The sequence below is a fragment of the Streptomyces buecherae genome (assembly GCF_014295035.1).
Lineage (GTDB): Bacteria > Actinomycetota > Actinomycetes > Streptomycetales > Streptomycetaceae > Streptomyces > Streptomyces youssoufiensis.
Window position 1 is genome coordinate 6,071,197 of the sequence record NZ_CP060404.1, and the last position, 25,344, is coordinate 6,096,540.

The following is a 25,344-nucleotide window of genomic DNA, read 5'->3' on the forward strand; positions in this document are numbered from 1 at the left end:
GTGTTGCTGCGGGTGTCGCCCCCTGTGCTGCTGCGGATGTTGGCGCTGTTGGTGTCTCTGGTGCCCCTGGTATCTCTGGTGCCGCTGGCGCCGGACGAGCGAGCCGTCGCGGGCTCCACGGGCGCGGGGCGCGGGCCCGAGGCGCGGCGTTCGGCCAGCCGGGCCCAGGGCGAGCCGCAGGCGTGCGCCGCCGCGCGCAACCACGCGCGCTCGGCCGCCTGACCGAGCGCCACCACGCCCGCCGCGTCCGCGAGCCCGTCCTCGAACTCCTCACAGGCCCGTTCGCTCAGCCCGGCATGGTGCTCGGCCAGGTAGGTGGGGCGCAGCCGCAGGGTGGCCCCGTCGACGTCCGCGGTCAGCCGCCGCTCCGCCGCCGCGCAGTCGACCGCGAACCGCCCCAGCGTCTCCCGCAGCTCACCCACGCCCTCGCCGGTCAGTGCCGACAGGGCCAGCACCGTCGCGCCGGGCTCGCCGTGTTCGCCGAGCGCGACCCCGTCCTCGTCGAGCAGCCGCCGCAGATCGTCCACCACCTGTCCGGCGGCGTTCCCCGGCAGCCGGTCGACCTGGTTGAGCGCGACGACCATCACCTCGGCGTACCCGGCCAGCGGGCGCAGATAGCGCTCGTGCAACACCGCGTCGGCGTACTTCTCCGGGTCGACCACCCACACGATCACGTCCACGAGTCCCAGCAGCCGCTCCACCCGCGCCCGGTGCCCCACGCTGACCGAGTCGTGGTCGGGCAGGTCGATGAGGACGAGCCCGGCGAACGCGGGGTCGTACGGTCGGGCCGGGCGGTGGCGGTCGGCGACGAGGACGCCGAGCCGGTCGAGCAGCCCCTCGGCGTCCTCGCTCCACGAGCAGGCCAGCGGCGCGCAGGTGGTGGGCCGCTGCGTGCCGGCCGCCGCGAGCGGCGCTCCGACCAGCGCGTTGAACAGCGTGGACTTCCCGCTGCCGGTCGAGCCGGCGAGGGCGACGACGGTGTGGCCGTGCGAGTAGCGGTCCCGGGCCGCCGCCTGGTCGAGCACCTTCTCGGCCTCGGCGAGCGTCCGCCCGTCCACCCGGCTACGGGACAGCGCGACCACCTCGCGCAGCGCCGCCAGCCGGTTCCGCAACACCGCCGCCCCCAGGGTGCCGCTCGCCACGCCGTACCCCAGCGCCCCCCGCCGGTACCCGCCCCCGCCCCCGTACGCCGACGAGGCCCCGCTCCCCATGCCGTACGCCGACAAGTTCCCGTCTCTTCCGTGGCTCGGGAGGCTCACGGCGCGAGCGAGGGCGTACGCGTCAGCGTCGGCGCCCTCCCCGAGCGCCCCGTCGGCTACCAGCCCCCCGCCGGCACTCCCCGCGCCCCCGCGCACGGAAGCACCGTCCGCGACAGCGGCACCCCCACCCGCCCCCAGGTTCTGGCCCACTCCCGAGCCACCGGAGCCCCCCGAGTCGACGGCGCCCGTCCTGCCAGCGGTTTCCGCCCTGTCCGTAGGTGCCTCCGCATCCTCCGAGCCCGTTGCCGCGCCCCCCGAGCCCGCCGAGCCCTCCGCGCTCCCCGACCCCTCGCCGCCGCCCGCGCCCTCCGCACCCCCGCCGCCGTCGAGCGCGGCCGGCGCCTCCTGCACCTCCGTCTCCACGGGCTTGGGGGCCCGACGCGCGATCAACCCGTCGTCCCAGGAATGCCGCGGCGGGACCGCCCGAGCCCGGCCCGGAACGCTCAACTCCGGCGCACCGGACACCGCCTCCGCCGGCCCCCCGGCCGCCCCATCCGCCACCCCACCGCTCTCGGTCCCGCCGCGCCGCGACGCGTCACCGAAGCCACCATCGACGGCCTCAACGCCCGCCACCTCCGCCGCCGGAACGTTCGCCACCCGGAGGCCACCACCCGCAACCTCACCCTGTTCCGTCGCGTGGAGTCCCTCCGCCCCCTCCACGCCACCGACCACAGAAGTCACATCGCCACCGACACGGTCACCGTCACCGCCCTGAGCATCGCCACCGCTCGCGACACCGCCACCACCCTCACCAACGGCACCGACATCGCCATCGGAAGCGAGGCCGGGAACGGGAAGGGAGGCAGGCTCGGACGTGGGAACAAAGACAGGAACGGGCGCGGCGACAGACGTGGCGACGGGCGGAGGGGCGGGGACGACGACGGCCGCCTCGCCCCCGCCCGCAGGGCCAGCCCCAGGTCCCACCCCGGGCCCCTCTCCGTCGCCCGCCCCGGCGCCGCTCGTCGTGGTCGCGCGGTCGCCCTCGGACTCCGGGCCCGGCTCCATGGCCGTCATCTCGGTCACCTCTCTCTCCGCTCCGATGCGTGCCGTGCCGGCGGCCATGCCGCCGCGTGGGGGTGTTCCTTCCGCAGTACGGAAAGGGCGGCGATCAGGTCGGCCTGTTGCTCCGCCGTGATGTCAAGCGCGTCCAACGGTGCGAGCAACCGATCCTGCTCGGCGTCCAGGACGCGCCGTACGCACTCCTCAAGAAGCCGCCCGCCGCGCTCCCGCAACCGGAGCGCGCCGTGCACGCCGAGCAGGTCCGCGAGCGCCTCGCCGGCGGTGCGGGCCCGGCGCCCGCCGAGCAGCCCCGTGACCGCCAGGGCCGCGACCGCGTCCGGGTCGGGCAGCGTGGCCCGCTCGGCGACGCTCGCCTCCTCCTCGGCCAGTTCCTCGACGCAACGCCGCCAGTGCCGCGCGGCCACCCCTGCCCGGCCCGCGACCCCGGCCGCGTCCGGCGCCGGAAGCGTCGCCTCCGCCGCCGGGTCGCGCTGGCTCGCCAGGTCGATCTCCGCGTCGGCGGCGCTGACGACGCAGGTCAACAGGGTTGCCAGAGACGAGGCGAGGGCGTCCAGGAGCGCGTCGGGGGGCACGTCCCGTGGATAGCAGTGCCAGTGCGTGAGCGCGTCGCCGGCGAGCGGGGCACCCTGCGCGATCTCCCGCAGGGCCCGCTCCTCGGCCCGCGCGTACGCGTCGACCACCCGCTGGGCGACCCGTACGGCGGCGGAGTGCTGGGCCGCGGCGGCGGAGGCCAGCGCGGGAACCTGGGTACGCAGCGCGGCGACGGCGCCCTCGGCGGTGCGCGCGGCAGCCGCCGCGCGGGCCACCGGGTCCTCGGCGCGCCGCGCCAGCCAGTCCCGGAGCGCCGCCACCGCCGAGGCCGGCAACAGCCCGCTGCCGCCGCCCGCTGACTCGGGCAGCTCCGGAATGGTGAACCTCGGCACCCCGTCGAGCCCGGCCTCGTCCAACAGCGTGGCGTACTTGCGGGCGACCTCGACGGCGACCTGGTGCGGCACCCGGTCGAGCACGGTGATGAGCGTCACGTCGTACTCCTTGGCGGTCCGCAACAGGTGCCAGGGCACCGCGTCGGCGTACCGCGTCGCGGTCGTGACGAGCACCCAGATGTCGGCGGCGCAGATGAGCCGGGCGGCGAGTTCGCGGTTCTCGGTGACGAGGGAATCGATGTCCGGCGCGTCCAGCAGGGCCAACCCGCGCGGCAGCGCCGGGTCCGTCTCCAGCCGCAACGAGTCCACCAGCGCGTCGTACGGTTCGTCGGGCACGTAGTCGGCCGCCCGCGTCCCGGTGGCGCCGAGCCCGCCGAGCGCCGGGTAGTCGTCGTAGTCCGCGTAGCCGTCCGCGTACCTCCCGTGGCCCGCGCCGTCCGCGTAGCCGCCGTACTCCCCGTGGAACCCCCGGGCCGGGTACCCCCCGGCCACCCCGCCGCCCCCGAGCCCGAGCCCGGACCCGCGTCCCGGCCCGCCCCGTGGGCCGGGACGCGGCCCGAGCCCGAGCCCGGACCCGCGTCCCGGCCCGCCCCGTGGGCCGGGACGCGGCCCGAGCCCGGTCCCGCCCCCGACCCGCCCGCCCCCCATGCCGTACGGGCCGTCGTACGGCACGTCGTACGCCTCGTGGCCCGACCCCTGCGGGCCGTCCTGCACCGGCATCCACACGCGGGTCAGGTGCGGAAGCACGCGCCGGCCGGAGAACCAGTGGCGGTCCTCGGGGTGGCAGACCAGGACCGGGGTACGCGTCGTGGGCCGCAGCACGCCCGCCTCGGTGACCCGCCGCCCCACGAGCGAATTGACCAGCGTGGACTTCCCGGCCCCCGTGGAGCCGCCGATCACCGCGAGCAGCGGCGCTTCGGGAGCGCTCAGGCGGGGCACGACGTAGTCGTCGAGCTGAGCGAGGAGTTCGGCACGGCTGCGCCGGGCGCGTGCCGCGCCGGGGAGCGGGAGCGGGAAGCGAGTGGCGTCAACACGGTCACGCAGTGCGGACAGCGCGTCAAGCAGTCGGGGCCGTACGTCCAAGGTCGCCACATGGGAACAATGCCCAATTTTGCTTAGCTTTTGAAGCGTATACCCCCCTCTGCGCGCCGATGAGACCCGCCCGGATCACCGCAGAAGGGACAGGCGGGCGGCGTGGTGGCTGAGGCGCAGGCATAACGAGTGCACAACACCCGCCCGCTGTTGCGTGAAAACCCGTGCAGGATTCGCACCTGCCTGCGATTATCGGCATCGCTTCACGGAACCTCCACAACGTGCCACGGAGGTGAAGCAACCGGGATGAGGCGTACGGAGCCCTATCCTTGTCCCGGCAACGTCACGGTTCCGCCCCGCTCGGCCGTCGGCACAACGGCCCAACGGTCGGAGACGCAGGCGCCCGGGGCTTCACCAGCCGTTCGCGGCCACAACCGGCCCCCGTAGCTCAGTGGATAGAGCAGGCGCCTTCTAAGCGCTTGGCCGCAGGTTCGAGTCCTGCCGGGGGCGCACACGGCCTCTCACCTGCGCAAACGCGTGAGGGGCCTTTTCGGTGTCGCGCGCACATCGCTTGTAGGCCAAGCGCCTTGCCCCAGCCCTGCCCCACGGCCGTCGGCAGCCACCGTCGCGCCCCGGCCCCGCATCGCCCGCCGCGGCCTAGCCCGCCCGTCCCCGGAGAGGACCGGCTCGCCGACCACGGGCACGCTAACGAGCCGTGCGTAGTGCCGGCGTAAGCGGAAGCTGTGTCGGCTGCGTGGCGGGTGGTGAGCGGTGCCGGGCGGTGGGCCGGGTGAGGAGGGGGAGGGGCGGATTCCGTGCGGGGCGACGTGCTCAGGGACGGGGGACGAGCCGCAGCTCCGCCTGGGCCGCCGTGACGCCGGCGGGGTGGTCCGAGGAATGGCTCCGGGCCAGGGCGCGGTTCAGGTGGCGCTGGGCGGCGTCCCGGTCGTCGCGGAGGCGCGCGGCGCGGCCCAGGCCGATATCGGCGCCGATCTCGCCGCGGCTGTAGGCCCGTTCGGTCGAGACGGTCAGCGCGCGCTCGTACAGTTCCGTCGCCTGTCGGGCATGGCCGCCGGCCAGGGCGGTATGGCCGAGCCAGATCAACGTCTCGATCACCTCCGTCCACAGCCCGAGTTCCTCGGCCACCAGCAGGGCTTCGCGGTGCAGCCGCTCCGCTCGCGCGGGGTCTCCGTCGCGTTCGGCCGCGAGCGCCAGGGAGCGGGTGGCGCGAAGCTGCCCCCAGCGGTCGCCGGCCTCGTGGAACAGGGCGGCGGCCAGTTCCGCGGACGCCTGGCCATGATCGTGGGCGCCCTCGTGACTGGCCAGCTCGACCAGCGCCGCGGCCTCGCCCCAACGGTCCCGGGCGGCGCGCGCGCCGGTCAGGCTCGCCAGCAGCAGGCGTCGGCCCGCGTGGTGCTGGCCCTGGCCGGTCAGACCGGCGCCGACGAACCACCGCAACCGGGCCCGCAGCACCGGGTCGGCCAGGCCAGCGGTCGGGTCGTCGTCGGCCGGGAGCGGGACCGTGTCGGCCGACGAGGTGCGTAGTTCGATGCCGGTCAGCCAGGCCCGCGCCGCCAGGCGCGCGGACGGGGCACCGTCGCCCCCCGTGGCCAGCGCCGCCCGGAGCGCCCTGCGGGCCTCGGTGAGCCGGCCGCGCAGGAACCAGTACCACGTCAACGCGTTCACCAGCCGCAACGCGTCCTCGGCGGCAGCCCCGGCCACCGCCAGGTCGAGCGCACGGCGCAGGTTGACCGTCTCGGCGTCCAAGCGCTCCAGGCAGTGCCGCTGATCCGGGCCGCGCAGTCGCTCGTTCGCCCGCTCGGCCAACTCGACGTGACACCGTACGAACCGGGCGCGGACGGCGGTCACCTCGCCCGCCTCCGCGAGCCGCTCGGCCCCGTAGGCGGCCACCGATTCGAGCAGCCGGAACCGGTCCGCCGTGCGGACCACCAGCGACCGGTCCACCAGCCGCGACAGCAGGTCGGCCACCCACTCGGCCGGCAGTTCTCCATCGGAGCAGACGGCCTCGGCGGATGACAGGGTGCAACCGTCGGCGTGCACGGTCAGCCGGCGCAGCACGGTCTGCTCGTCGGCGCTCAGGAGCCGCCAGCTCCAGTCGAGCATGCCGCGCAGCGTCTGCTGCCGGGCGGGCAACCCGCGCGCCCGCACCTCGGGCAGGGGGAACTGGCTGGCCAGGCAGGTGGCCAGCTCGTCCGGGCTCAGCGTGCGCAGTCGCGGAGCCACGAGTTCCAGAGCGAGCGGAATGCCGTCGAGGCGGCGGCAGATGGCGGAGACGGCCGCTGCGTTGGCCGCGTCCAGGGCGAAGCCGGGCGCCGCTGCCGCCGCCCGCTCCACGAACAGCCTCGCCGCGCTGGACCGGCCGACGGCGCCCGGGTCGGTGTGCTCCGGCAACGTCAACGGCGGCACCGGGTGCACCACCTCGCCGGGGATGCCGAGGACTTCCTGGCTGGTGACCAGGAGATGCCCATCGGACACCGTGGTCAGGACGGCGCTGGCGAGCGCGGCGACCGGCTCGACCAGGTGCTCGCAGTTGTCGAGGAGGATCAGCAGCCGCTTGGCGGCCACCGCCTGGCACAGCCAGCCCACCAGGTCGTCGAGGTTCGGTTCGGTCGCCGCGGTGTCGCACAGCCCCAGCGTCGTGATGATCCGTTCGGCGATGTCGTCCGGGGTCGACGTGGCCCGCAGACCGGCCAGCTCGACCAGCCACACCCCGTCGGGGAACCGGTCGGCCACCTCGCGCGCCGCGGCGGTCGCCAGCCGCGTCTTGCCGACGCCGCCGAGGCCGGTGAGCGTGACCAGCCGGGTGTCCGCTCCCGAACCCAGCCATGCCCGCACCTGACCGACCGCCTCGCTCCGTCCGATCAGCGGCGTCAGCGGCGCGGGCAGATTCGTACGGCACGACAGCGACGCGACGGTCGGCGGCGCCAGGTGCGCGTCCTGGCGCAGGATCGCCTCGTGCAGGGCGCAGGCCGCCGGCCCGGGCGCCACTCCCAACTCCTCGTCCAACTGGCACCGCAACTCCTCGAAGCCGCGCAGCGCGTCGCCCTGCCGCCCGGACCGGTACAGCGCGCGCATGTGGGCCATGCGCAGTCGCTCGCGCAGCGGGTGCCGTGCCACCAGGTCGCCCAGCTCCGTGGCCAGCGCCGTGTGCTCGCCGAGCGTGAGTCGTACCTCGGCCTGATCCTCCAGGACGGTCAGCCGCAACTCCTCCAGCCGCGAGATCTCGCCACGGGCGAACAACGACTCGGCGACATCGGCGTAGGCCGGGCCCCGCCACAACGCGAGCGCGTCGGCGAACAGCTCCCCCTTGACCGCCAACTCCTCGTGCGCGCGGGCATCCTGGGTCAGTTCCTGAAACCGCAGGGCGTCGACCGTGTCGTCGGCCAGCAACAGTCGATAACCCGCGGGCTCGCGGACCACCTGTTCCCGGCCCAGCACGCGGCGCAACTGGGAGATCTTGGTCTGCAGCGCGTTGGCCGACCCACCCGGCGGGTTGCCCGTCCACAGGTCCTCGATGAGCCGGTCCGCCGGCACCGGGCCGCCCCCGTGGATCAGCAGATTCGCCAGCAGGGCGCGCACCTTCGCCTCGGGGACCTTGACCTGCCGCCCCTCCGCGTCCCAGACGGCCAGCGGGCCGAGCACCCCGTAGCGCATGGTCACAGCCTAGCTCCGGCGAACCATCAGGAAACCGTGCGCGCTCGTCGGCAGGGTGACGTCGCACGTCCTCGCAGCCTTCCCGCCACCTCGGCGGACGGTGACGAGAGCCGACGCGCGTCTCTCGACCGATCTCCACAGATCTCCGTCGACCTCCCTTGATCTCTACCCCCATGTCGTGCGGCGTCCCGGTACATCGCGCGGCGCACACGGAACGCAGGAGAGCACCATGAGCACACCGACCGCACGCAGAGCCGGCCCTCGGGAGTGGGGAGGGCTGGCCGTCCTCTCGCTGCCCACCGTGCTGCTCGGCCTCGACGTCACCGTGCTGTACCTCGCCCTTCCCTCGCTCGCGGAGGATCTGCACCCGAGCGCCACCCAAGAGCTGTGGATCATGGACGCGTACGGCTTCCTGATCGCCGGCTTCCTGATCACCATGGGCACGCTGGGTGACCGGATCGGCCGTCGCAAGCTGCTGATGATCGGGGCAGCCGCCTTCGGGGTCGTCTCGGTCGTGGCCGCGTACTCCGACAGCGTCAACGTGCTCATCGCCGCGCGCGGGGCGCTGGGCATCGCCGGCGCCACGCTGATGCCGTCCACGCTGGCGCTGATCAGCAACATGTTCGCTGACCCACGCCAGCGGTCGCTGGCCATCGGTGTCTGGGCGACGAGCTTCGCGCTCGGCATGGCGCTCGGGCCGGTGGTGGGTGGCGCGATGCTGGACCGGTTCTGGTGGGGTTCGGCATTCCTCCTCGCGGTCCCGGTCGCGGTCGTCCTCCTGGTGGCCGCACCGGTGTTGATACCCGAGTACCGGGCGCCGCACAGCGGCTGGTTCGACCTGCTCAGCGTGGCGCTGTCGCTGGTCGCGATCCTGCCGGTCATCTACGCGGTGAAGCGGGTCGCCGCAGACGGCTTCCAGCCCCCCACCGTCGGCGCCACGGTGATCGGCCTGGCGGGCGCACTGCTGTTCGTCCGCCGGCAGGGCAGGTTGGCGAGCCCGCTGCTGGACGTACGCCTCTTCGCCAATCGCACGTTCAGCGCCGCGCTGAGTGTCCTGCTCGTCGGGCTGGTCGGCGTGGGCGGCGCGATGCTGTTGATCACGCAGCAACTCCAACTCGTCGCGGAACTGCCGCCGATCGAAGCTGGCCTGTGGATGGGGCCGCCCGCGCTGATGATGCTCGTGGCCGCGATCGGGTCGCCGCTGGTCGCGCGCCACGTCCCGGCGGGGATCGTGGTGGCCACCGCGCTGGGTCTCGCGACGTTCGGATACGTCCTGCTCACCCAGGTCACGGCCACGAGCGGTGTCGCCCTGCTCGTGTCGGGCTTCGGGCTGGTCTACCTGGGGCTCGGGTCGATCGCGGCCCTGGGCACGGACCTGGTGGTGGGAGCCGCGCCTCCGGAGAAGGCCGGCTCCGCGTCGGCGATGTCGGAGACCGTGCAGGAACTCGGCCTCGCCCTGGGCGTGGCGACCCTGGGCAGCCTGGCCACCGCCGTCTACCGCGCCCGCGTCGACGACCAGCTCCCGGCCGGTACGCCGTCCGAGGTCGCCGACACGGCGGGTGGCAGCCTCGCCGGCGCGTCCTCGATGGCGGACCGGCTGCCCGCCGGCTGGCTCGACCAGGCGAAGGAGGCCGCGACCTCGGGGCTGCACGTCGCCATGCTGGTCGCCGCGGTGAGCACCCTGGTGCTCGCGTTCCTGTCGGCCGTTGTGTTGCGGCACGTCGGCACCATCGGCGCCGATGAGCCGGAGGGCGACGAGGCAGATACGGCGGAACCCGTTGGGCAGGAGGCCGAGCGGGGAGCCTGAGCGCGATGAGTCATCGTTCGTCTTCACGCTTTCGACGCTAGGGCTCCAGAGAGGCGAACAGCCTGTTCGAGGCGGCGAACAGCCCTTACGTGTGAGCGAGTTATCCACAGGCGTCGGTCTGTCCACATGCCCCAGCGAGATTCCCGGGCCGAGCGCACGATGGGACCACTCGCGGCGGCTGCGACCGACGAAGCACACAGAGCAGGCGGTAGCGCAGGAGCGGCGAGTGGCGGGGCGGCCCCGTTGTGCCACCGGGCGCGACGGGGCCGGCCCGGACAGCCGACCACCCAGCGGCGCGGGTCACACGCGCTGCCCGGGTGAGTGACTGACGGATGCGGGCCCGGCCGGGTGGCCAAGAGAGCGAGGAGCGAGATGAACGAGACCGAAGTGACGGTGGTGGGTAACGCGGCGACGCGGCCGGAGTACAAGGAGACGGCGGCGGGGGTCGCGGTGGTGCGGTTCCGGCTCGCCGTGACCGCGCGCCGCTGGGACCGTGAGCGCACGCAGTGGGAGGACGGCGGGACGAGTTTCTACACGGTGCGGGCCTGGCGGGCCCTGGCGGGGAACGTGGCCGCGTCGGTGACGCTCGGCGAACCCCTCATCGTGCGGGGCCGGTTGCGCATCCAGGAGCGAGAGCGGGACGGTAAGTGGTGGTTCTCGGCCGACCTCGACGCGTTCGCCATCGGCCACGATCTGGCGCGCGGCACGTCGGCGTTCCGGCGGGTGACCCAGGTGAGGCAGCCGGCATCCGGAACGCTTGAATCCTCCTCTTCGGGCGTGCCAACGGGAGTTGAACCATTCGTGGCGGCGGCGACCGGCGGGGGAGCCCGGGAAGCGGTGTCGGAAATCTCGGCTATGGGGGCAACGCCCCCATGAATCCACGGGGGATTTATCGATAATCGTGACCCGTGAACCGCGATGCGGATAACGATTCCGAGTCGGATCGGTGGCCAAGGCTGGCTACCAGGGGGTCAGGGTCTGGCCCGTACTTAGGATCGCCGTCCGTAGTAACGAGGGCTCCCGGGTTTTGAGTTCGCTGTCAGGGCGACGCAGGTCGGTGACCGCTCGCGCCTGCCCTGGAAGGGAAATCCATGCTTTCTGTCACGAGGCGGAGTACCGGCCGCCTTGCCGTCGCGGCCCTGACCTTCGGGCTGGTCGCCGCGGGTGCGATCGGCGTGGCGGGGCCGGCCGCGGCGGACGAGGTGCCCATGCACCGCGGGGGCGCGACGGCGACGCTCGGCGGCCTCAAGACCTTCGACCAGGCGGTCATTCGCGAGGGCGGCAAGACGGAAAAGATCGGCGCCGGCCTTTTCGAGATGTCCGTCGACAACGGCGGCACGCTGCAGAGCTACTGCATCGACATCCACAACCCGACCCAGGACCAGGCGAAGTACCAGGAAGTCCCCTGGAAGTCCTCGTCGCTCCACGACAACCCCGACGCGGGAAAGATTCGCTGGATTCTCCAGCACTCCTATCCGCAGATAAACGACCTCGACCGACTGGCCGAAGTGGCCGGCACGGGCACATTGAGTGAGAAGACCGCCGCAGCCGGTACGCAGGTGGCGATCTGGCGTTACTCCGATCACATCCGGGTGGACGCCGTGGACCCGCAGGCGGAGAAACTCGCCGACTATCTGTACAAGGCGGCGCGGAGCGTCGCGGAGCCCAGGGCGTCACTCACGCTCGACCCGCCCGCGATCGCCGGAAAGACCGGCAAGCGGCTGGGCCCGGTGACGGTGCGGACGAACGCCAGCAGCGTCACCGTCGCGCCGCCCACGACCACCGTGCCCTCCGGGGTGAAGGTCGTCGGCGGCAACGGCAAGCCGATCACGCGGGCGGTCAACGGCACCAAGCTCTTCCTCGACGTGCCCGCGGGATCGCCGGACGGCACGGCCGGGCTGACGGTGGAGGCGTCCGCCAAGGTGCCCGTCGGCCGGGCCTTCACCGGCGTCGGGCAGCACACCAAGAGCCAGACGCAGATCCTGGCGGGCTCCAGCGAGAGCACCGTCTCGGCCAAGGCCACGGCGGTCTGGGCCAGGAGCGGGGCCATACCGGCGGTCTCGGCCAGGCAGAACTGCGCCAAGGGCGGCGTGGACGTCACGGTGGCCAACAAGGGCGACGCGCCGTTCACCTACACACTGGCGGGGCGCGAGCACACGGTCGCGTCGTCCGCGACCAAGACGATCACCGTGCCGGCGCGGGAGGACCAGGCGTACCGCTTCACGCTCGTCGGCCCGGACGGCCTGGAGAAGACCTTCACCGGGGCGCTGGACTGCCAGACCGTGACCGAAGGTGGTCGCGCCGACGACGCCTTCACCGTCGCCGGCGGCGGGGCCCCACCGACCGCGCGGCCGAGCCCCGCCGCGGCGGACGGCCCCACCGGGGACGATGTGGCGGCGCCCGAGAGCGGTGACCTGGCCGACACGGGGAGCAGCAGTCCGGTCGCCCTGATCGCGGGCATAGCGGGTGGGCTGCTGGTCGTCGGCGGCGGTGCGCTGTTCCTCGTCCGCAGGAAGAGGACGACGCCGTCGAGCGAGCCGGGCGAGTAGGGGCCCGCGACCTGCGACCCACGGCCACGGAGCGGCCCTGCGTCGGCGGCGCGTACGGGGGGGCGAGTGCCGCTCGGTGTCTGGCAGCCGGTGGCCGTTGGCCCACAGGTGGCCCGTGGCCGCCCGGCAGCCGGCCGGGTGACCGAACGTGTGCGGTCGCGTACCGGCGCCGACTGTGGGGCCCGTCACTACCGCCGCCGCGTCGTAGGGGGCGGCCCGGGCCCAGCCGGCTTGGGCCGGGACGGCCCGCCCCGGGTAAGGAGCGAGCCCCCGAGGTGGTGGCGGGTGCGCCCGGAGCGGGGGAGGTGAGCGTGCGGCGGCGGGCTGGCGGGGCGCTCGACCGGATGACGTGTACAGCTCGTGCGCGGCCTACCGACAGGGTCGCGCGATGCCGGAGGAGACGGCTGGCGACCGGGGACCTTACTCGTTTTCGCCCAGCTCTACCCGTACGGCAAGATGGTTCTATCTGCCCACTCTCATGATTGCCGGACGGTTTCTCTTGGCTGAGTACATCTACACCATGCGCAAGGCCCGAAAGGCCCATGGCGACAAGGTGATCCTCGACGACGTCAACCTGAACTTCCTGCCGGGCGCGAAGATCGGTGTCGTCGGCCCGAACGGCGCGGGTAAGTCGACCGTTCTCAAGATCATGGCCGGTCTTGAGCAGCCGTCCAACGGTGATGCCTTCCTCGCGCCCGGGTTCAGCGTCGGCATGCTCCTCCAGGAGCCGCCGCTGGACGAGTCCAAGACCGTCCTGCAGAACGTGCAGGACGGCGCCGCGGAGCTCATGGGCAAGCTCAAGCGCTTCAACGAGGTCGCCGAGCTGATGGCGACCGACTACTCCGACGCGTTGATGGAGGAGATGGGCAAGCTCCAGGAGGATCTTGACCACGCCAACGCCTGGGACCTCGACACCCAGCTCGAGCAGGCCATGGACGCCCTGGGCTGCCCGCCGGGTGACTGGCCGGTCACCAACCTCTCCGGTGGTGAGCGCCGTCGCGTGGCGCTCTGCAAGCTGCTGCTTGAGGCCCCTGACCTGCTGCTCCTCGACGAGCCCACCAACCACCTGGACGCCGAGTCCGTGCAGTGGCTGGAGCAGCACCTCGCCAAGTACGCCGGCACCGTCGTCGCCGTCACCCACGACCGGTACTTCCTCGACAACGTCGCCGAGTGGATTCTGGAGCTCGACCGCGGCCGGGCCCACCCGTACGAGGGCAACTACTCGACCTACCTCGACAAGAAGGCCACCCGCCTCAAGGTGGAGGGGCAGAAGGACGCCAAGCGCGCCAAGCGCCTCAAGGAAGAACTGGAGTGGGTGCGCTCCAACGCCAAGGGCCGACAGGCCAAGTCGAAGGCGCGCCTGACCCGTTACGAGGAGATGGCCGCCGAGGCGGAGAAGACCAGGAAGCTGGACTTCGAGGAGATCCAGATCCCGCCGGGCCCGCGCCTGGGCAACGTCGTGGTCGAGGTGGAGAACCTCTCCAAGGCGTTCGGGGACAAGGTTCTCATCGACGACCTGTCCTTCACCCTGCCGCGCAACGGCATCGTCGGCGTCATCGGCCCGAACGGCGCGGGCAAGACCACCCTGTTCAAGATGATCCAGGGGCTGGAGACCGCGGACTCCGGCACGATCAAGGTCGGCGACACCGTCAAGATCTCCTACGTCGACCAGAACCGCTCCAACATCGACCCGAAGAAGACGCTGTGGGCCGTCGTCTCCGACGAGCTGGACTACATCAACGTCGGTCAGGTCGAGATGCCCTCGCGGGCGTACGTCAGCGCCTTCGGCTTCAAGGGCCCGGACCAGCAGAAGCCCGCCGGCGTGCTCTCCGGTGGTGAGCGCAACCGCCTCAACCTGGCGCTCACCCTCAAGCAGGGCGGCAACCTGCTCCTCCTCGACGAGCCGACCAACGACCTCGACGTCGAGACGCTGTCCTCGCTGGAGAACGCGCTCCTCGAGTTCCCCGGTTGCGCCGTGGTCGTCTCCCACGACCGCTGGTTCCTCGACCGCGTCGCCACCCACATCCTGGCGTACGAGGGCGAGTCGAAGTGGTTCTGGTTCGAGGGCAACTTCGAGTCGTACGAGAAGAACAAGGTCGAGCGGCTCGGCGCGGACGCGGCCCGGCCCCATCGCGCCACGTACAAGAAGCTGACCAGGGGCTGAGCTGCGATGGCACGGCACAAGTACGCGTGCGCGCTGCGCTGGTCGGACATGGACGCCTTCGGGCACGTCAACAACGTGGTCTTCCTCCGCTATCTGGAGGAGGCGCGCGTTGACCTGATGTGGCGGCTGGCGGCCGAGGCCGAGGGTGACGCGTTCTCGGGTGGCTCCGTGGTGGCCCGACACGAGATCGACTACCGCAGGCCACTCGTGCACCGGCACGAGCCGGTGCTCGTCGAGACCTGGGTGACGAAGATCGGCGCCGCGTCGCTGACCCTCTCGTACGAGGTCAAGGACGAGGAAACCGTGTACGTGCGAGCCTCCACCGTCGTCGTTCCGTACGACCTGGACGCCGGTCGCCCCCGGCGGCTCACGCCGGTGGAGGAGCGGTTCCTCACGGCGTACCTGGAGGAGGCGCCGGCCAAGGGCAGGCGCAAGCGCGACGACGAGTCGGAGGAGGCCGTCGCCGCATGACGGCGCCAGCGCTGCACTTCGCCGACGCCAGGGAGGCGGCCGACCTCGCCGCCTTCCTGGCCCGGTTGATCCACTACGACCGGGCCGCGGCCGTGCGGCTCCAGGCGAGCGTGCACAGTGCCGGCCCGCGGCCGGGCGGGGTGCTCGCGGTCTTCGGCCGCCCGGCCTCGTTCGAAGTGCTGGCCATCCGTACGGCGCTGCTGGCACCGCCCCCGCCAGCGGCTCAGCCCGTGCCAGCGGCGGCGGCGGACACCTCCGCAGAGGACGCCGGCGCCGCCGAGGCGAGCGCCGGAGACGGCGTGGCCGGTGTGCCGTGGGAGTTGGACGTCACGGTCTCGGCCGGGCAGTTCGCCGACGCGGTGGACGCGGCCCGACAGAGCGCCGGGCCCGTCATGGACGAGGCCGGCTCGGGCCGGGCCGCGCCCGGTGCGGGCGGGCCGCGCGGGCTGACCGTCGTGGTGCCGCAGCCGGTCACCGGTCCGCCGTGGGCCGGTGTGCTGCCGCCGCGTGGCGGCTGGCAGCGCGTGGCCGGGTTGCCCGACGCGCGGGCGGTGCGCGGGGCGGTGGCGGCGGCGGTCGCGGAGTTCCGGGCCCGGGACGAGGCGCTGGCACCCGAGCTACGCACACGCGCGGAGCGCGACCGGATCGGCCGTGAGATCTGGTCCCGCACCCTGGGCGAGACGGAACTGCCGTTGCGGGCCGCGCACGCGGCGCAGGCCCTGGGCTTCCTGCGTCCCACCCACCCCAGCGGTGGCGCGGCGACGGCCGCGCACCCGGGGTCGCCCACACCGCCCACCGCCGCGCTCGGCACCGGAACGGCCCGGCCGCCCGAGCCCGAGGTGGCAACGGTCGGCTCGCCGACCACGGCGGTAGCCGAAAGCCCGGCATCCGCGCTGGGCGCGGCGACCGCGCCGGTACCCCCGGCCGCGACGCCGGTGGCGCCCTCCGCCGCGCACGGCGCGGGGCAGGCCGGGGTGGCGCCGGGGGCGACGGAGCCACCGCTGGTGCTGTTCGCCGCCCGCGGGTGGTTGCGGCTGCGGACGCCGTACGGGTCCATAGCCGTGCGCACGGCGGGTCCTCCCGGCCTCTCGGTCACCCCGGCGTAACGGGCTCGCCCCCGCCGCACGGCCGCTGACCGCGCGCGATGGTGGGGGAGCGGTGCCAGGCCGGGGGCCGAGCACGCACGGCTGGGGTGCGCCCGCGTGGAGAGTGGTCGGGGTGCCGTGACACCGGTGGCCCGAGGGGGCCGGGGCGCCGTCGTGTGCCGGGGGTAGGAGTGCGCCGTGTGAGCGGCGATGCCGTGCGACAGCGGTGGGACGAACGAGAGGGCGGGTGTGGTGGACGGCGACCGGGTGACGGAGTTCGACCTGGAGTTGGGCGGGGGCCGCAGGCTGCGGGTGTATGACACGGGTGGCCCGGGTGACGATGACCGGCTCGCGCTGTTCTGGCACCACGGCACGCCGAACATCGGCGCCCCGCCCCGTCCCCTCCTGCCGGCCGCGGCCCGACTCGGGCTGCGCTGGGTGTCGTACGACCGCCCCGGGTACGGCGGCTCGACGCCGCGGCCGGGCCGGAACGTGGCGTCCGCGGCCGACGATGCCGCTGCCGTGGCCGACGCGTTGGGCATCGACCGGTTCGCGGTGCTGGGCCACTCCGGCGGTGGCCCGCATGCCCTGGCCTGTGGCGCGCGGCTGCCGGAGCGGGTGGTGGGCGTCGTCAGCGTGGCGGGGTTGGCGCCGCTCGACGCCGCGGGGCTCGACTGGTTCGCCGGCATGACGGAGTCGGGCGCGGCGTCGCTGCGCGCGGCCGTCGCGGGCCGGGCGGCGAAGGAGCGGTACGAGGCGAGCGCCGCGTACGACCCGGAGATGTTCGTTCCGGCCGATCACGCCGCCCTGGCCGGAGAGTGGGCGTGGTTCGAGGACATCGTGGGCCCGGCGGTGGCGGCGGGGCCGGGCGGGCTCATAGCCGACGACCTGGCCTACGTCGCCCCCTGGGGCTTCGACCCCGCGCGGGTCGTCGCGCCGACGCTGGTCCTGCACGGCGGCCTCGACCGCATCGTGCCCAGCTCACACGCCAGGTGGCTGGCCCACCAGATCCCCGCGGCCGAGCTGCGCCTGCGGGAAGGCGACGGGCACATCTCGGTTCTGAGCGGTGCCGAGGCCGCGTTGCGCTGGCTCGCGGAGCGCGCTACCTCCCGCTGACCCGAGCCCGTACGGCGTCTGGCGACCCGCAGCCCGTACGCCCCGGTTGACCCCGCTGCCCCGGTTGACCCGCGCCCGTACCACCGTGGGCCGACCCGCAGCCCGTACGCCTCGGTTGCCCCTGCACCCCGGCTGTCCCTGCTGCCCCGCCCGTACCACCGTCGGCCGACCCGCTGTCCGTACGGTCGCACCCGGTCAGGCGGCAATGGGCGGGCCGGGCGGGGCGGGGGCTTCCCGGCCGCGCCCCACCACGGGTGCCGCCGGGGCAGGTGGCTACGGCTGTGCGCCGCCCGCCTTGCCCGGGCCGCTCTGGTGGTCCTGGTCGCCCTGGCTGCTCTCGCCGTCCTCGCTGCCCTCGGCAGCCCCGCCGTTCTGGGGGGCGTCGGGGGGCGGGGAGTGGTCGGGCCAGACGGCTATGTGGTCGGGTTCGAGTTCGAGGAGGACGCGGTGTTCCATGCCGAGCGACTGCGTGTAGTCGGCCGGGAGTTGCAGCCGGCCGGCGCGGTCGAGCATCGCGTACTCGCGTGCCACCAGGGACTCCTGGCCCGTCTCGGCGTCCACCTCGGTGCGGCGCAGCACCTCCGAGGAAGTGCGGCCGTCGCGGATGGCGACCGTTCGGCGGACCTCGCTGGCCACGGTCTGGTCGTGCGTCACGATCACGATGGTGGTGCCGAGTTCGGCGTTGGCCGTGCGGAAGGCGGCGAAGATCTCCTCGCCGGTGGCCGAGTCCAGCTCGCCGGTCGGCTCGTCGGCCAGGAGTACGGAGGGGGTGTTGGCGAGCGCCACGGCGATGGCGGCGCGCTGCTGCTCGCCGCCGGACATCTGCTGCGGGCGCTTGTCCCGGCAGTGGTCGATCCGCAGCATCCGGAGCAGGTCGTCGGCGTGCTTCAGGCGCGCCGCGCGCTGCCGGCCGCGGCCCCGCAACTGCATGGGGAGGAGCACGTTCTGGATGGTGGTCAGGTACGGGAGCAGGTTGCGGGCCGTCTGCTGCCAGACGAAGCCGACGATGTCGCGGCGGTAGCGCAGCCGGGCCTTCGCGTCCATGTTCAGCAGGTCGCTGCCGGCCACCGAGGCCGCGCCGGCCGTGGGCACGTCCAGGCCGGCCAGGATGTTCATCAGCGTGGACTTGCCGCTACCGGACGCGCCCACCAGGGCCATCAACTCACCCTCGGAAACCAGCAGGTCGAGCCCCTGGAGCGCCTGCACCTCGACGCCGTCGGTGGAGAAGACGCGGACCAGCCGGTCGCAGGTGATCAGCGCGTCGTGGCCGAAGGCGGGGCGGTCGCGGTGCGAGGTGGCCCGGCGTTCCAGCTCGGCCAGCGACGGCACGGCCGGCCGGCGCCCGGCGCCTCCACCCGCAGCGCCGCCGCCCGCAGCGCCTCCAGCCGCCGCACCCCCGCCCGTGGCGGGCCCGTCCGCGACCGCCGTGTCTCCGGCCGCCCGGTCTGCCGCCGTGGCGGCGTCCGCCGCGGCCCTCCGCGTACCGCGCCCGCGCGTGCCGCCGTCGCCGTCGTGTCCGCCCGTGCCTGCCGCCGTCTTCGTCATCGGCTCTCTCCCGCCCTCAGCTCGGTGTTCTCCTTGCGGCGCCCGCTCCACCACGCCTGCGCCAGCACCACCACCAGCGTCAGCAGCACCACGCCCACCGCGGGAACCACCAGCGACAGTGCGTCGGCGTGCAGGCGTACGGTGCCGAGTTCGTCGAAGCCGGCGCGGGCGGACAGCGCCAGCCGCGTCAGATCGAGGCCGGGCGCCAGTAGCCGGATCGTGCCGTATCCGACGAGCACGCCGCCGCACGCGGCGAGCAGGGCCTGCGGCAGCGCCTCCAGGACGAGCAGCCGCCGGCCCTGGCGCCGGGTGAGCCCCATCGTGCGGAGCCGGGCCAGCAGCGCCGTGCGCTCCGGCGTGGCCTGGAGCAGCGAGAGGAGCACGGCCAGCGCCGCGTACCCGGCGCCCGCCGCCACCGCCGCCGCGTACAACCGCTCCGTACCGTCCTGGAGCGGTGAGTCGGCCAGCGCCGCGTACTCCTCGGCCCGCGCCTTCACGCGGACCGAGCCCTCGCCCCGCGCGGACGCCTTCCCGGCGTCGTCACCCTGCTGCGGCGTGAGGCCGGCCGCGCGGGCCGCGGCGTCCGCGCCCCGGTCGGCGCCCGACGCGCCGGTGCCCACCGCCGCGCGCACCGCGGCCATGTCGATGCCCGAGCCGTGCGAGCCGGAACCGGCCATGAGCATGGCGGTCGGGTACGGGCGGGCCAGCCGGTCCGCGTCGATCAGCAGGTACTCGCTGGTCTGCGTCGCCGGAGTGCCCTCGTGCACGGCGGCCACCTCGACCGTGATGTCGCCGCCGAGCGGGCGCAGCTTCTGCGGCCCGGTGCCCAGCCGCTTGGCGACCCCGGGCGAGGCGATGGCCGGCACCACGGCGCCCCGGTCCTCGCGCAGTGCCTTCGCCGGCACCTGTTCCATGCCCGCGTGGCGGGCCAGCCTGTTGTACGCGGCCGGGTCGATGGCCACCAGGGCGACCTGGTCGCCGTCGTCGTTGAGCCACAGGTCGTACTCGATGTGCGCGGGCACCACCTGTCGCACGCCCGACACCTCGCGCAACGCGGCGGCCAGGTTCTTCGGCAGCCCCTTGCTGTCGTCCACCCGCGCGTCGGCCCCGACCGCCAGGATCGAGGCGCGCTCGCGCGCGTCGTCGACGCCGGCGAGTACCGAGCCGCCGAACGACGCGGTGGACAGCGCGATGATCAGCGCCAGGAGCGGCAGCGCCCCGGTCGCCTGCGCGCGGCCGGCCCTGGCCAGCGCCAGGAAGCCGAGCACACCACGGCGCCGGGTCGCCGGGCGGGCGGCGAGCCGCAGCGGCAGCGGGTACAGCCGCACGAGCAGCAGCGCGGCGATCGCCCCGACGAGCACGGGCGCCGCGCTGACCAGCGCGTCCACATCGCCACCCGCCGTGCCGCGCTGGCGCAGGGCCGCCACCGCGCCCACCGCCAGGACCAGCGCGGTGAGTTCGGCGACCACGCGGCGGCGCGACGGCTTGGCCCGTACCACGTCGGTGCGCTCCATGCTGGTCAGCGTCCGGCGGTGGGCCGCGACCGCCCGCGCGGGCAGCGCGCAGCAGGCCAGCGCGGCCACCGCGGCGGCGGCCAGCAGCGCCGGCACCAGCCGCGCCTCCCGTACGAGCACGACGGCCAGGGTGAACCCGAGAGCCGCCGCGGGAAGCGCGACCACCGAGGTCTCGGCCAGCAGCCGGCGGCCGACGCCGACGAGCGAGCCGCCACGGGAGCGCAGCAGGGTCAGTTCGGCGCGGCGCCTGGCGGCGGCCAGGCCGCCGGCCATCAGCAACACGATCGCGGCGACGGTGCCCACGCCGAACGCGGCGACGGCCACCACCGGCGCCACCGCCTTCCGCATGTCGCCGAACTCGCCGACGATGGTGTCCACTTCGGTGCTGATCGCGGCGGTGGGCCCGATCGCCTCGCGCATCGCGACCAGCGTCGGCCCGTTCTCGAGCGCGGCGACCTGCTCGCGCAGGCGGGTCACGTCGCGTCCGGTGAGGTGGCTCGGGTCGTTGGCCAGCCGCCAGAAGGTCTGCGGGGTGCCGGTCGCGGAGAGCAGGGAAGGCCCGGCGTCGGGGGCCAGGAGCAGCGCCCCCACCCAGAAGCGCTTGGGCGTGTCGCCCGCCACCTTCTCCGTCGCGAGGCCGGGGGAGCGCAGCAGCGGCTCGATGGACCAGTACGTCTTCTGTGGGGCGCGCGGGTCGAGGACGCCCACGATCCGCGCGGAGAGCGCGGTGGTGCCCACCGCGTCGAGGTGGACGCGCGAACCGATCCGCAGGCCCAGCGCCTTCGCGGTCTCCCGGGTGACCGCCGCCTCGACCTCCAGCCGGTCGGCCACTCCGGCGCCCTCCGAGCCGCCGTCGTCGGTGGCGGGGCCCGTGCCGCGCGGCAGCCGACCCTCGCGCACGCGGCTGTGCTCGGCCAGGCCCGACTGGGCCGTCAGCGTCAGCTTGGGCGGCAGGCCGTCCGGGCGCGGCAGCCACGCGTCGCTGGCCACCAGCGCCTCGGGGGTGCGCACCCCGTACGCGGACTGCGCGGGGTCGTACCGCACCAGGTCGGGCAGGCGCTCACGCACCTCGCGGTACTGCTCGCCGAGCGGCCCCGGGGCCAGCGCGGCGGCCCGCTCGCGCTGCGGTCGCTGGGCGCCCGGCGGACCCGAGGTGACCTGGTAGGCGCTGCGGTCCGGCGAGGCCGCGCTGATCTGGTCGCGGATGGCGTGCGACTCGTACGCGTCGACCCCGCGCGGGAACGCGGCGGCCAGGAACGAGGTCAGCAGCACCAGTACGCCCAGCGCGAGGGCGGCGCCGGGCGCGGCGCGCAGCCGCAGCCTGACCCAGTTGGTCACGACCGGGGCGCGGCGGCCGGTGGTCGAACCGTCGCGGGCCGTTGACCGGTCGGGCCGGTCGGACCGGTCTTGCGCCGCCTCGTCGGCGGTCGGCCCGTCCTGTGTGGGCCGCTCGGGCCCCTCGTGGTCTGCTGTGGACGCGGGCATGGCCTACTCACCTCCCCGGTGGCGGAGTGTGGCGACCGGGTCGCCGCGTCGTAGCGCCACCGCCGCGACGATCAGTACGGGCACGGCGGCGACCGCCGCGAGCACCCCGCCGACCTGCCACAACGGCAGTTCGACCAGGACCTCGGGCACCGGCTGCGCCGCCTCGCCGGTCAACACGATGAGCGGCACCACCGCCCGGGTCAGCACCGTGCCGAGGGCGAGGCCCACGGCCAGCGCCAGGCTGATGAGCAGCGCCTGTTCCGCCGCGACCATGCGGGCGAGCTGGCGCCGTGGGGCGCCGAGGGCGCGCAGGACGCCGAACTCGGCGCCGCGTTCGCGTAGCGAGCCGGCCATGCTGACGGCGAAGCCGACCGCGGCGAGCGCCGCCGCGACCAGGGCCGCGGCGGCGAGCCCGGCCTGCGGGCCCGCGCCGAACGGGTCGTCGTGCAGTTCGTCCGCGATCTCCGAGCGGGCGATGACCTGCGCCGGGTCGGTGTCGGGCCGCTGCCGCAGCGCGGCCACGACCTGCTCGCCCTTGCCCGGCGCCGGCCGCAGCCACCACTCGCTGGGCGGCAGGGCGGCCGAGTCGCGGGCGGCGAGCGCCTGGTTGACGGCCCGGAAGTCGACGAGCAGCGCGCCACCGTCCGAAGTGGAACCGCCGGTGGCCGCCGCGTCGGCCGCCCCCTGGTCGCCGCCCGCCGCCGTGGCCACGCCGCTGGTGCGCTCGGCCGCGGCGCCCGTGGTGGGCAGCGCGCGCACGGCGGCGACGACGCGCACCGGCAACGTCTCGCCGGCGACGGGCACGCTGACCGTCGAACCCACCTTGGCGCCGCTGGAGTCAAGGAAGCGGTCGGTGGCCACGGCCGTCAACGGGCCGGGCTGCCGAGGCCAGGGGGCGGCGAAGGCGAAGGTGCTGGTGGGGCGCGAGGGGATGAGGTCGTCGCCGATGTGGTGGCCCGTGTCGTAGCCGGCGGTCAGCGGCCGGTCCGCCGTGTGCCGGGGGCGCTCCGCCCGCGGCCTGGCCCGGACGTTGCCCGGCACTTCCTCCGCGAACGTGGCCGTCGCCCGCCAGTTGAAGCCGTCCGGCACCGGCACCGCCTGGGCCGCGCCGTCGGCGCCGACCGCCCGCAGGCCGCTCACCTCGAAGGCGTGCCGCTCCGCGCGGGCCGACTGGAGCAGTTCCAGCTTGATCGACGTCAGCCGCAGCGGCCCGGCGGGCTTGCCACCCGGCGCGCCCGCGGTCCGCGCGATGTCGGCGACCAGGGTGCGGGCCTTGTTGTCGACGGGCAGTTGGCCGATCCGCAGCGGATACGGGACGCCGAAGCGGTCCTCGATGGTCACGGTGACGGCGGCCGAAGCCCTGCTGGGCGAGACGCCGCCCGGTGCGCCGGGCGCGCCGAGCCGGGCCGTCAGGCGCAGTTCGTCGGGCGTGCCGGGCAGCGCGATCCCGGGGCGTTCGACGGCCTCGCGCGGCGCGACGGTGTCCAACACGGCCCGCGCGTCCCGGTCGGCCAGGTCGTCGCGCATCAACAGCGAACCCCTGGCGTGCCGCGCGTCGAGCGCGAGCAGCGAGGCGCCGCGCCCGCCGGAGAGCCCGAACCGCACGCGGGCGGCGGGCGCCGCGGCATCCACCCCCGGCACCGACGCGTACGCGCCGCCCTGCCCGAGCTGGGGGATGCGGCTGGACAGGACGCGCACGTCGGTGCCGGCCGCGAAGTCCGCCTGGTCGTCCTGCGAGCGCTCCCAGGAGGCGCCCTGGCCGACCGCGAACATGCCCATGGCCACGGCCAGTACGAGCAGCAACACCGGCCCCGCGCCGCGCAGCGGGCGGCGGGCGAGCTGCCAACCGGCGAGCGCGGTGGGCAGGCCGCGCCCGCGCGCCGCGCGCCGCTCGGCGATCCTGGCGACCGGCGGCAGCAGCCGCAGCGTGAGCACCGTGCCGGCGAGCAGCGCCAGCGCGGGAGCCGCGACCAGCACCGGGTCCACGCCGAGCGCGCCGCCGTCACCGCTGAGCACGCCACCGCCGTCGCCGGACTGCTGGTCGAGCTGCCAGTACGCGACGCCCGCGATGACCAGCAGGCCCACGTCCGCGCCGGCGCGCAGCGGCGCCGGCAGCGCGTTGGCCCGCGCGCGCACCACGGACGGGCCGCTGCGCGCCCGGGCCCCGAGCAGCGCGGGCGCCACCACGGCCGCGGCGCACCCCAGCGCCACGGCGCCGCCGATGACGCAGGTCTGCCAGGTCAGCCCGGTGTCCAGGTCGAGGCCGATGCGCGCCAACGGGCCGTAGGCGGCGATGAGTTCCATCAGCGGCCCGGCGAGCAGCGGTGCCGCCACCGCCGCGGGCCCGGCCAGCAGCAGCGCCTCGACGGCCGCGAGCCGCGCGATCCGGGGCCCGGAGGCGCCACGGGCCAGCAGCAACTCCGTCTCGCCGGCCCGCTCCGTGCTGAGCAGCCGGGCCACGAGCAGCAGCGCGTACCCGGCGAGCAACACCAGTTGCAGCGTCACGATCAGCAGCGTCGAACGGGCTCCGAGCAGCGAGCGGTCGGCCTGGTCGAGCACGGTCGGCAAACCCGTGCTCACCTCCGCGCCGCCGAGCGCCGGGTCCTTCGCGAGCGCGGCCCGCCCCCGCTCGGCCGCCGACCGCAGCCCGTCCACGTCGTCCGCGCTCACCCCGGAGAAGTCCGCCGCCGCCAGCCAGGCCATCCCGGCCTGGGCGACGCGCCCGTCCCGGAAAGCCGCGTCGTCGGTCAGCAGCGGTCCGTACGTGGTGAACGCCAGCGTCCGCACGCCGCTGCCGCCCAGGTCGTCCAACTGCCAGTACGGGTCGGTGCGGTCCTTGGGCCGGTACAGGCCGGTGACCCGGATTTGCACGGGCGGCCCCGACAGCCGGTCGGTGAGGGTCAGCCGAGCGCCGACGCGCAGCCCGAGGCGGGCCGCCGCGGTCTCCGGGAGCGCGATGGGCAGCGCCGCCGCGCCCTTGCCGTGCTTGTCGCCCTCGCCGTCCTTGTCGTGCGCACCGCTCTTGCCGCTCCTGCCGGGTTCCTGGGGCGCGCCGCTCGGCCAGGCGCCGGTGGTCAGCGTGACGCGGGTGCGGTCGATCGCGGCGAACAGCGTCAGGTCCGGTTCGCCCTGCCGGGCCGCGGCGGACTGGAGTTCGCGGGGCAGCGCGTACGGGCCCGAGTGGGCCATCGAACGCAGCGTTACCGGCAGCCCGTCGAAGGTCCGCTCGGCACCGCGCCGCACGGCTCGCTCGGCCGCCGCACGCTCCGACTCCGGCAGGTCCGTGGCCACCCGCAGCGCGGCCGGCGCGGCGCTGCGCTCGCGCAGCGCGTGCCGCAACCCCGCGTCGCCGATGGCCGCGCTGAACGCGCCGAGCGTGGCCAGCACCGCGGTGGTCAGCAGCACCGTCAACAGGGCCGCCGACAACAGCAATCGGTGCGCACGGACACGCAGGAACACAAAGCCCGCCACTGACCCCCCCGCGCTGCTCCCCGCCCACCGGACCCGTCGCCAGCCAGCGACGGCGCGCGGTCACGGAGGTGACGGCGGCGTGTCGACTCGGCGGCGTGCCTGGATGTTGTCAGAGAAAGATGCGGTCTGAAAGCGGTTGCGGTCTGGGCTTGATCCGATTGTGACCGACATGCGATACCCAGTGTCCGCTATGCGATACGCAGGGTATGCGGGTCATCGCCGCCGTCG

Annotated in this window: 12 protein-coding genes, 1 tRNA gene and 1 pseudogene; 8 read left to right on the plus strand and 6 right to left on the minus strand. The window is 74.6% G+C overall.

Annotation, left to right across the window (positions count from 1 at the left end; all coding sequences use genetic code 11):
- Positions 1-155: 155 nt before the first annotated feature.
- Positions 156-1,211: pseudogene (locus H7H31_RS34325) on the minus strand (GTPase); the annotation flags it as partial.
- A 1,067-nt stretch (positions 1,212-2,278) separates the two neighbouring features.
- Positions 2,279-4,294, minus strand: coding sequence for a GTPase domain-containing protein (locus tag H7H31_RS24075; RefSeq protein ID WP_187118080.1), 2,016 nt, complete (start codon positions 4,292-4,294; stop codon positions 2,279-2,281).
- A gap of 377 nt (positions 4,295-4,671) precedes the next feature.
- Between H7H31_RS24075 and H7H31_RS24080 the strand changes: the two genes are divergently transcribed.
- Positions 4,672-4,744: transfer RNA gene (locus H7H31_RS24080), tRNA-Arg, on the plus strand.
- Between the two features lie 321 nt (positions 4,745-5,065).
- Here the strand turns inward: H7H31_RS24080 and H7H31_RS24085 are convergent.
- Positions 5,066-7,909, minus strand: a complete 2,844-nt coding sequence (locus H7H31_RS24085) for a BTAD domain-containing putative transcriptional regulator (protein ID WP_187061913.1) — start codon at positions 7,907-7,909, stop codon at positions 5,066-5,068.
- Between the two features lie 229 nt (positions 7,910-8,138).
- Here H7H31_RS24085 and H7H31_RS24090 point away from each other — a divergent pair, with 229 nt between their 5' ends.
- The 7 genes from H7H31_RS24090 to H7H31_RS24120 all read left to right on the plus strand — a co-directional run bounded on the left by H7H31_RS24090 (position 8,139) and on the right by H7H31_RS24120 (position 17,101).
- Positions 8,139-9,716, plus strand: a complete 1,578-nt coding sequence (locus tag H7H31_RS24090; protein WP_187061914.1) for an MFS transporter — start codon at positions 8,139-8,141, stop codon at positions 9,714-9,716.
- Between the two features lie 372 nt (positions 9,717-10,088).
- Positions 10,089-10,592, plus strand: a complete 504-nt coding sequence (locus H7H31_RS24095) for a single-stranded DNA-binding protein (protein ID WP_187061915.1) — start codon at positions 10,089-10,091, stop codon at positions 10,590-10,592.
- Positions 10,593-10,807: 215 nt separating this feature from the next.
- Complete coding sequence (locus H7H31_RS24100; RefSeq protein WP_187061916.1) at positions 10,808-12,265, plus strand: thioester domain-containing protein; 1,458 nt, start codon at positions 10,808-10,810, stop codon at positions 12,263-12,265.
- A gap of 499 nt (positions 12,266-12,764) precedes the next feature.
- Positions 12,765-14,429 carry an energy-dependent translational throttle protein EttA gene (gene ettA / locus H7H31_RS24105; RefSeq protein ID WP_176161649.1) on the plus strand — a complete coding sequence of 555 codons (1,665 nt, stop codon included), beginning with the start codon at positions 12,765-12,767 and terminating at the stop codon, positions 14,427-14,429.
- 6 nt (positions 14,430-14,435) lie between these two features.
- Positions 14,436-14,900 carry an acyl-CoA thioesterase gene (locus tag H7H31_RS24110; protein WP_187061917.1) on the plus strand — a complete coding sequence of 155 codons (465 nt, stop codon included), beginning with the start codon at positions 14,436-14,438 and terminating at the stop codon, positions 14,898-14,900.
- On the plus strand, positions 14,897-16,006 hold the full coding sequence (locus H7H31_RS24115) for a hypothetical protein (protein ID WP_187061918.1): 1,110 nt from the start codon (positions 14,897-14,899) through the stop codon (positions 16,004-16,006). Before H7H31_RS24110 ends, H7H31_RS24115 begins: the two co-directional genes overlap by 4 nt.
- 228 nt (positions 16,007-16,234) lie before the next feature.
- A complete protein-coding gene (locus H7H31_RS24120; RefSeq protein WP_232110053.1) occupies positions 16,235-17,101 on the plus strand; it encodes an alpha/beta fold hydrolase in 867 nt (288 codons plus the stop codon).
- A 273-nt stretch (positions 17,102-17,374) separates the two neighbouring features.
- Here H7H31_RS24120 and H7H31_RS24125 read toward each other — a convergent pair whose 3' ends face one another.
- The 3 genes from H7H31_RS24125 to H7H31_RS24135 all read right to left on the minus strand — a co-directional run bounded on the left by H7H31_RS24125 (position 17,375) and on the right by H7H31_RS24135 (position 25,116).
- Positions 17,375-18,430 (minus strand): ABC transporter ATP-binding protein, encoded by a 1,056-nt coding sequence (locus tag H7H31_RS24125; RefSeq protein WP_232110054.1) that lies wholly within the window; start codon positions 18,428-18,430, stop codon positions 17,375-17,377.
- 212 nt (positions 18,431-18,642) lie between these two features.
- Positions 18,643-21,645 carry an FtsX-like permease family protein gene (locus H7H31_RS24130; RefSeq protein ID WP_232110055.1) on the minus strand — a complete coding sequence of 1,001 codons (3,003 nt, stop codon included), beginning with the start codon at positions 21,643-21,645 and terminating at the stop codon, positions 18,643-18,645.
- Between the two features lie 3 nt (positions 21,646-21,648).
- Positions 21,649-25,116, minus strand: coding sequence for an ABC transporter permease (locus H7H31_RS24135; RefSeq protein WP_187061556.1), 3,468 nt, complete (start codon positions 25,114-25,116; stop codon positions 21,649-21,651).
- Positions 25,117-25,344 lie beyond the last annotated feature (228 nt).